At 74.7% G+C, this 6933-nt stretch carries 5 protein-coding genes and 1 pseudogene; 5 read left to right on the forward strand and 1 reads right to left on the reverse strand.

Annotation, left to right across the window (positions count from 1 at the left end):
• Positions 1 to 307 precede the first annotated feature (307 nt).
• The 3 genes and pseudogenes from IE98_RS0133230 to IE98_RS0133240 all read left to right on the forward strand — a co-directional run.
• Positions 308 to 2233: pseudogene (locus IE98_RS0133230) on the forward strand (glycoside hydrolase family 3 protein); the annotation flags it as partial.
• 311 nt (positions 2234 to 2544) lie between these two features.
• Complete coding sequence (locus tag IE98_RS0133235) at positions 2545 to 3777, forward strand: cation:proton antiporter (protein WP_043175727.1); 1233 nt, start codon at positions 2545 to 2547, stop codon at positions 3775 to 3777.
• 122 nt (positions 3778 to 3899) lie between these two features.
• The gene (locus tag IE98_RS0133240; RefSeq protein WP_052391311.1) at positions 3900 to 4505 is read left to right on the forward strand and encodes an SUKH-4 family immunity protein; all 606 of its coding nucleotides are present in this window, start codon (positions 3900 to 3902) and stop codon (positions 4503 to 4505) included.
• Here the strand turns inward: IE98_RS0133240 and IE98_RS0133245 are convergent.
• Positions 4402 to 5367 (reverse strand): EamA family transporter, encoded by a 966-nt coding sequence (locus tag IE98_RS0133245; protein WP_030275481.1) that lies wholly within the window; start codon positions 5365 to 5367, stop codon positions 4402 to 4404. The two genes, IE98_RS0133240 and IE98_RS0133245, sit on opposite strands and share 104 nt — an antisense overlap.
• A gap of 39 nt (positions 5368 to 5406) precedes the next feature.
• Between IE98_RS0133245 and IE98_RS0133250 the strand changes: the two genes are divergently transcribed.
• Together IE98_RS0133250 and IE98_RS0133255 are read left to right on the forward strand one after the other, a co-directional pair.
• The gene (locus IE98_RS0133250; protein ID WP_030275482.1) at positions 5407 to 5931 is read left to right on the forward strand and encodes a MarR family winged helix-turn-helix transcriptional regulator; all 525 of its coding nucleotides are present in this window, start codon (positions 5407 to 5409) and stop codon (positions 5929 to 5931) included.
• Positions 5932 to 6077: 146 nt separating this feature from the next.
• Entirely contained in the window at positions 6078 to 6644 is a 567-nt protein-coding gene (locus tag IE98_RS0133255) for a hypothetical protein (protein WP_030275484.1), read from the forward strand.
• Positions 6645 to 6933 lie beyond the last annotated feature (289 nt).

A 6933-nucleotide genomic window follows, 5' to 3' on the forward strand; every position in this document is an offset into this window, starting at 1 on the left:
GCGCGGTGTGCTCCGCAGGGTGGTCAGGGGTGTGGTCGGCGGTGCGGTCGAGGGTCACCGGGTGAGTGTACGAGCCACCGGGCCGGCCCCGCGGCCGGGTTCCGGGGCAGGTCGTGCGCCCGGCCGCCGACGATCCGTCAAGCTCTGAAAAAAGTGGGGCAGAAGACTTACCTAGTGGTCGGTAGGTCTGATTGCATGTCAGCGGCCCTCAGCAGTGCACCACCCGGCGCGGCCCCTGCCGCCGCCGGACGCGCCTGTGTGCGCGTGTCCGCCCATCCACCGCGATACGGAGAGACACGTGGAACCCACCCGTCACGGCACCACCCGCCGCCCGCACCGCAGGGCGCTGCTCGCCGGCGCCCTGCTCGCCGCCTCCGCCCTGGCAGCGGGCACCGTGCCGCTGAGCACGGCGCAGGCCGTCGAGCCGGCCGCCGGCGGACGCCCGCTGCCGTACCTCGACGCGAAACTGCCGGTGCAGCAACGCGTCAAGGACCTCCTCGCGCGGATGACCCTGGACGAGAAGATCGGGCAGATGACCCAGGCCGAGCGCAACGCCGTCGACGGCGACCGCGCGCAGATCACCGATCTGAAGCTCGGCTCGCTGCTCTCCGGCGGCGGCTCCACGCCCACCCCGAACACCCCCGCCGCCTGGGCCGACATGGTCGACGGCTACCAGCAGCGCGCCCTCGCGACCCGGCTGCACATCCCGCTGCTGTACGGCGTGGACTCCGTCCACGGCCACAACAACCTGGTCGGCGCGACCGTCTTCCCGCACAACATCGCGATGGGTGCCACCCGCGACCCGGACCTCGTCGAGCGGGCCGCCCACATCACCGCCACCGAGACGAGGGCCACCGGCCCGCAGTGGGTGTTCGCACCGTGCGTGTGCGTGGCCCGCGACGACCGGTGGGGCCGCACCTACGAGAGCTACGGCGAGGACCCGGACCTGGTCTCCCGGATGGAGACCGCCGTCGACGGCTTCCAGGGCGACAGCCGCAAGGACCTCGCCCGCCCCGACCGGGTGCTCGCCACCGTCAAGCACTACGCCGGCGACGGCGACACCGCCTACGGCAGCTCCACCAGCGGCAGCTACAAGCTCGACCAGGGCGTCACGATCACCGACCGCGAGCACTTCCGGACGGTCGACCTCGCCCCGTACGTCACCGCCGTCCGCAAGCACGACGTCGGCAGCATCATGCCGTCCTACTCCAGCGTCGACTGGACGGAGGACGGCATCGGGAACCCCGTCAAGATGAGCGCCAACAAGGAACTGCTCACCGACGTCCTCAAGCAGAAGATCGGCTTCGACGGCTTCCTGATCAGCGACTGGGACGCGATCAACCAGATCCCCGGCGACTACCCGACCCAGGTGCGCACCGCCGTCAACGCCGGCCTCGACATGTTCATGGTGCCGTACAGCGCCGGGAAGTTCGAGCAGGCCCTGCTCGCCGAGGTGCAGGCCGGCCGCGTCCCGCTCTTCCGGATCGACGACGCGGTGCGCCGCATCCTGCGCGCCAAGTTCGAGCTCGGCCTCTTCGAACACCCCTACACGGACCGCTCCAACGCCGCGACGATCGGCTCGGACGCCCACCGCGCGGTCGCCCGCCGGGCCGTCGCCGAGTCCCAGGTGCTGCTCAAGAACGCCGACCGCGCCCTGCCGCTGAAGGCCCACCAGAAGATCTACGTCGCCGGCGCCGACGCCGACGACATCGGCAACCAGGCCGGCGGATGGACCGTCACCTGGCAGGGGCAGAGCGGCAACACCATTCCGGGTACCACGATCCTCCAGGGCATCCGCCAGTACGCCCCGGACGCGGCGTACAGCCGGGACGCCTCCGCGCCCGCCGACGGGTACGACGTCGGCGTCGTGGTCGTCGGCGAGACCCCGTACGCCGAGGGCATGGGCGACGTCGGCAACGGCCACACCCTGAACCTCTCCGACACGGACCGGACGAACGTCGACCGCGTCTGCGCCGCCGTCCCGACCTGCGTCGTCCTCGACGTGGCCGGCCGCCCGCAGATCGTCACCGGCGAACTGCCGAAGGCCGACGCCTTCGTGATGTCCTGGCTGCCCGGCAGCGAGGGCGGCGGCGTCGCCGACGTGCTCTTCGGCAAGCGGGGCTTCACCGGCAAGCTCCCGGTCAGCTGGCCGCGCAGCGAGGCCCAGGAGCCCGTCAACACCGGCGACGCCCACTACGACCCGCTCTTCCCGTACGGCTTCGGCCTCACCACCCGCCGCTGACCGCTCACCCCACCGGCCGCGCCGCCTCCGCGGTGCCGGCACCCGTACCACCCGCCGCCGCTGCCGACCCAGCGGCGGCGGGTGCCCGCGGAGGGCCCTCCCGGCGCAGGGCGGGCCCTCCGCGCACCACCCGCACCCGGCCGCCGGACGGGCGCCCCGGCCCGCCGGACCCCGGTCGACGGCCCACCACCGGGACACGCGGGGGAGCGCCTCCGGGAGCGGCGGCCCACGGACCTCCCGCGCATACGATCGGGAGCACTCCGCCGCCGTCCGGTCGCACCGGGGGAAGATCAGGTGCGCGCGTGATCGCGCTGGTCGTCAGCATGGGGACGCTCTTCGCGTGGGCCCTGGTCGCCGGACGGCTCACCCGCTGGAGCATCACCGCCCCCGTCGCGATGACCGCGGCCGGCGTCGTCCTCACCGTCGGTCCGCACCCCCTGGTCACCGTCGGCGTGACCACCTCGGACGCCGAACGCGCCGTCGAGATCATCCTCGCCGTACTGCTGTTCACCGACGCCACCGCCGTGCCGAAGGGCGTCGTCCGCGCGCACCGCCGCCTGCTCGCCCGGCTGCTGCTGGTGGCCCTGCCGCTCACCGTCCTGGCCGGGGTGCTGGTCGGCGGACTGCTCTTCCCGTCCGGCCGCTGGTGGCTGGTCGCCCTGTTCGCCGCCGTGACCGTCGCCGTCGACCTGGCACCCGCCGCCGAACTGATCAAGGACCGCCGGCTGCCGTCCTGGCTGCGCGGCGTCCTCACCGTCGAGACCGGACTCAACGACGGCATCCTCGCGCCGGTGTTCCTGTTCTGCCTGGCCGGCGCCGAGGCCTACGGCGACGTCCCCCAGCCGTCCGGCGACCCGCTCGGCACCGCCCTCGACGCCGTGTTCCGGGCCGTCGTCGCCGGCGTCCTGGTCGGATGGCCCGGCGGCCTGCTGCTGCGCCGCTCCTGGCGGGCCGGATGGACGCCGCCCGCCGCCGTCCGGCTCGGCGTCCTCGCCCTGCCGCTCGCCGCCTACGGGCTGGGCATCCTGCTGGACGGCAGCGGCTTCGTCGCGGCCTTCGTCGCCGGGCTCTGCTTCGCGCCCGAGGTGCGAGCCCTGCCGCCCGAGTCGCTGCACCTGGTCGAGGACGTCGGCGCACTGCTCTCGCTCGCACTCTGGTTCGTCTTCGGCGAACTCGTCACCCAGGCCTTCACCGGCGACTTCGACGGACGGGTGGTCGCCTACGCCGCCCTCTCGCTGACCGTCGTCCGGGTCCTCCCCGTCCTGCTCGCCCTGATCGGCAGCGGCCTCGACCGGAGGGACCGCCTGCTGCTGGCCTGGCTCGGCCCCCGCGGCATGGCCACCATCGTGTACGGCCTGCTCGCGTTCAACGGCCTCGCTCCCGTCGACCCGCACGCCGCGGACCTGGTCGGCCAGTTGATGACCATGACCGTGCTGATGAGCCTCGTCCTGCACGGCCTCACCCACGGCACGCTCGCGGCCCGCTACGCCCGCCGCGCCGGCGGTGGCGGTGCCGGCGGTGGCGCCGCCGGCTGAGACCGCGGGCCCGCGCTCCGCGCCCGGCACCGGACGGGGTGTGACGGGACGAGCGGGCGGTGGGGCGGTGTCGGTGCGGCGCGGTTGAATGGCCGCCTTGCCGAACGAACGGGGGAGCGGCCGTGAACGAGTCCGAGGCGGTGGCCGCCGCACGCCGGCCCACGACCGACTGGCTGGAGTCCTGTTTCGGCCCGGGGACGCTCTGGCGGCCGACCGGCGCCGAACTGCCGGAGGCGCTGGAGAACGCCGGGGTGCGGGACTTCCTCACCACGGTCGGGGTGCCGGCCGTCCGGCTCGCCTTCGTGGACTGGGACTCCGAGGGCCTCCCGGCGAAGGGCATGTGGGCGGAGGACCCGGACGAGATCTACGGCCGCCGCAGGCCCGACGACGACACGCCGCCGGTCTGCTACGCGTACTGCGTCGGCACCTACGGCCTGAAGCACCTCATGGTGCGCGGGGACACCGGCGTCGTCGAGGTCTACGACCCCGAGGGCTGGGACCACGCCCGGGGCTACGGCGGCCACGCGGCCGACACACTGCCCGGACTGGTCGGAGCCCTCGGCCTGCTCGCCCGCTGGGAGGAACGCCTCACCGGCGCGGGGGCGAACGCCGCCCTCGCCGAATTCACCTCCCTGCTGGAGGAGTTGGGTCAGGGGCCGGCGGACTCGACGCTCTGGAACAACCTGCTGGAGATGCTGGAGGGCGAGTACGGGACCTGGGAGGGCTGACGGCCGGCCGCTGCCCGGCACCCGCCGGGCGGCCCAGCACGATGCCGGCCAGGATCAGCGCCGCGCCCGCGCTCTGGCGCAGCGTCAGCGACTCACCGGCGAGCAGGGTGCCGAGCAGCACCCCGGTGAGCGGATTCAGCAGGCCGATCAGGCCCACCGTGCCGGCCGGCAGGTGCCGCAGACCGGCGAACCAGGCGGCGAAGGCGAGGGCGGTGGCCACCACCGAGGTGTAGCCGAAGGCCAGCAGCGCGGATGCGCCGAGCGCGGGTGGCGGACCCTCCACCGCGGCGGTGACCGGCAGCAGGAACAGCCCGCCGGCGACCAGCTGCCAGGCCGTGGAGGCGAGCACGCCGGCGCCCGCGCCCCACCGCTTGCCGAGCACGAAGCCCAGCGAGGAGACCAGCATCGCCGCCGACGAGGCGAGCACCCCGGCCGGGCTCACCCCGCCCGCCCCGCCGAGCAGCATCAGGCACACCCCGCCGAGCCCGACCCCCGCCCCCACCAGGTGCGCCGGGCGGGGACGCTCGCCCAGCAGCGCCCAGCCGGCCAGCATCATCGCCAAGGGGGCGAGCGCCATCACCGTGGACGCCACGCTCGTCGCCAGCAACTGGGACGCCGCGTAGACCAGCACGAAGAAGGCGCTGGTGTTGAGCAGCCCGAGCACGGCGGAGCGCCCCCACCACACGCCGCGCGGCAGCTCCCGGCAGAGGGCGAGCAGCAGCAGCCCGGCCGGCAGCGCCCGCACCGCCGCGCCGAACAGCGGATGGTCCGGCGGCAGGAACCGCTGGGTGACGAAGTAGTTGACGCCCCAGGCCACCGGAGCCACCGCCGTGACCGGGATCCACCGCAGATTGCCTTCCATGGAAGACACTATAGCTTCCGGGGAAGATATGATCCGGGCATGGACCAGCCGCAGCCGCTCGACCACGTCGCCCGCATCCAGGCCGCCTGGGCCCGCGAGCGGCCCGACCTCGACGTCGCACCCCAGGGTGTCATCGGCCGCCTGCACCGCCTCGCCGCCCTCCTCACCGAGGAGCTGTCCGTGGTGTACCGCCGCTACGGCCTGGGCGAGGGCGAGTTCGACGTCCTCGCGGCGCTGCGCCGCGCCGGGGACCCGTTCGAGCGGGCCCCCGGCGAACTCGCCGCGCACACCATGGTCACCACCGGCGCCATGACCAAACGGGTCGACCGCCTGGAGCGGGCCGGACTGGTCACCCGCCGCCGCAGCGACGCCGACGGTCGGGGCCGGGTGGTCGCCCTCACCCCCGCCGGCCGGGACCTGATCGACCGGGCCTTCGCCGACCACATGCGCAACGAACACCGCCTCGTCGGGGAGCTCTCCCCGGTGGAGGCGGCCGCCCTGGAGGCGCTGCTCACCTCCTGGCTCGCCCGGCTGGAGACCCCGCCGCCGCAGGCCGGTCCCTGATCCCGGGGGTGCCCGGGGTGCGTCCCGAGGGCGCGGCCGGCTCTGGAAGGATCATCGCCCCGGGGCCGGACGCCCGTCCGCGCGCCCGCTTCCTGTCGTGCCGCCCGGCCCCGTCGGGCCCCTGTCCGAAGGGATCCCCCCTCCCGATGCCCCCGCCCGAACGCCGCACCGCCGGTGCCGGCGCCGCCCTGCTCCTCGCCCTCTGCGCCGCCGCGTGCACCCCCTCCGGCGGTGCTGCCACCGCTCCGCCGTCCGCTGCCGCCCCTGCCCCCGCCCGTGCACCCGCGAGCGCTCCGGTCTCCGCGCAGGCCACCACCGAGAGGCCCGCGCACCCGCCGGTGCTCGCCGTGCTCGACTCCGTCGCGGGCGGCGCGGGCGGGCACACCGTCCACTACCGGCCGGCCGTGTTCTGCGCGCCGCACACGGTGGACCTCGGCGACTGCGCACGCGAACTCCCCTCCGACGGGCGGCCGTTCGTTGCTGCGGGCGACCCGGGGGCGGAGCGGGCGGAGTCGGCGCTCACCGAGGGCGCGCCGTTCTCCTACTACCTCCCGAGCGGCGACCCGATCACCATCGACCGTGCGGAGTTCGCGAACGCCGACGCGCACGGCGGCTTCGACTGGCGGGACGCACCTCCGGCCGTCGAGCTGACCTTCGGCCCCACCGGAGCCATCACCGCGATCAGCGGCATCCGCACGGCCGTGACCTCCTAGGAGTCGTCCTCAGGCGGGTGCCGTCAGGTGTGCACGGCCTGACGGCACCCCCTGGAGCGCCCGGCGGCATGCAGCCCGGCGGGGCACCCGTGTCCCCACCGGGACTCCGCCCGTTCGGCGCCCGCGGCACGTACCCTTCTCGCTGTCCGATGCCACCAACTCGCCGAGCACGACACGGATTTACCCGGATCGAGTGAGCCGCGGCGGGACACGCCGAGCGCACCGCCGGCCCGCTGGAAGGATCGTGCCCGCACCGGTCCACCGGCCGTCCCCGCCCCCGCCGTAACCC

Origin of the sequence: Streptomyces sp. NRRL B-24484, assembly GCF_000717715.1 — a bacterium.
In the GTDB taxonomy this organism is placed as follows: domain Bacteria; phylum Actinomycetota; class Actinomycetes; order Streptomycetales; family Streptomycetaceae; genus Kitasatospora.

What these genes read in the sequence shown, in the direction of transcription:
- IE98_RS0133255 (WP_030275484.1), top strand. Translation starts at nt 6,078, where the DNA reads ATGCCCCCGCCCGAACGCCGCACCGCCGGTGCCGGCGCCGCCCTGCTC.
- IE98_RS0133245 (WP_030275481.1), bottom strand. Translation starts at nt 5,367, where the DNA reads ATGGAAGGCAATCTGCGGTGGATCCCGGTCACGGCGGTGGCTCCGGTG.
- IE98_RS0133250 (WP_030275482.1), top strand. Translation starts at nt 5,407, where the DNA reads ATGGACCAGCCGCAGCCGCTCGACCACGTCGCCCGCATCCAGGCCGCC.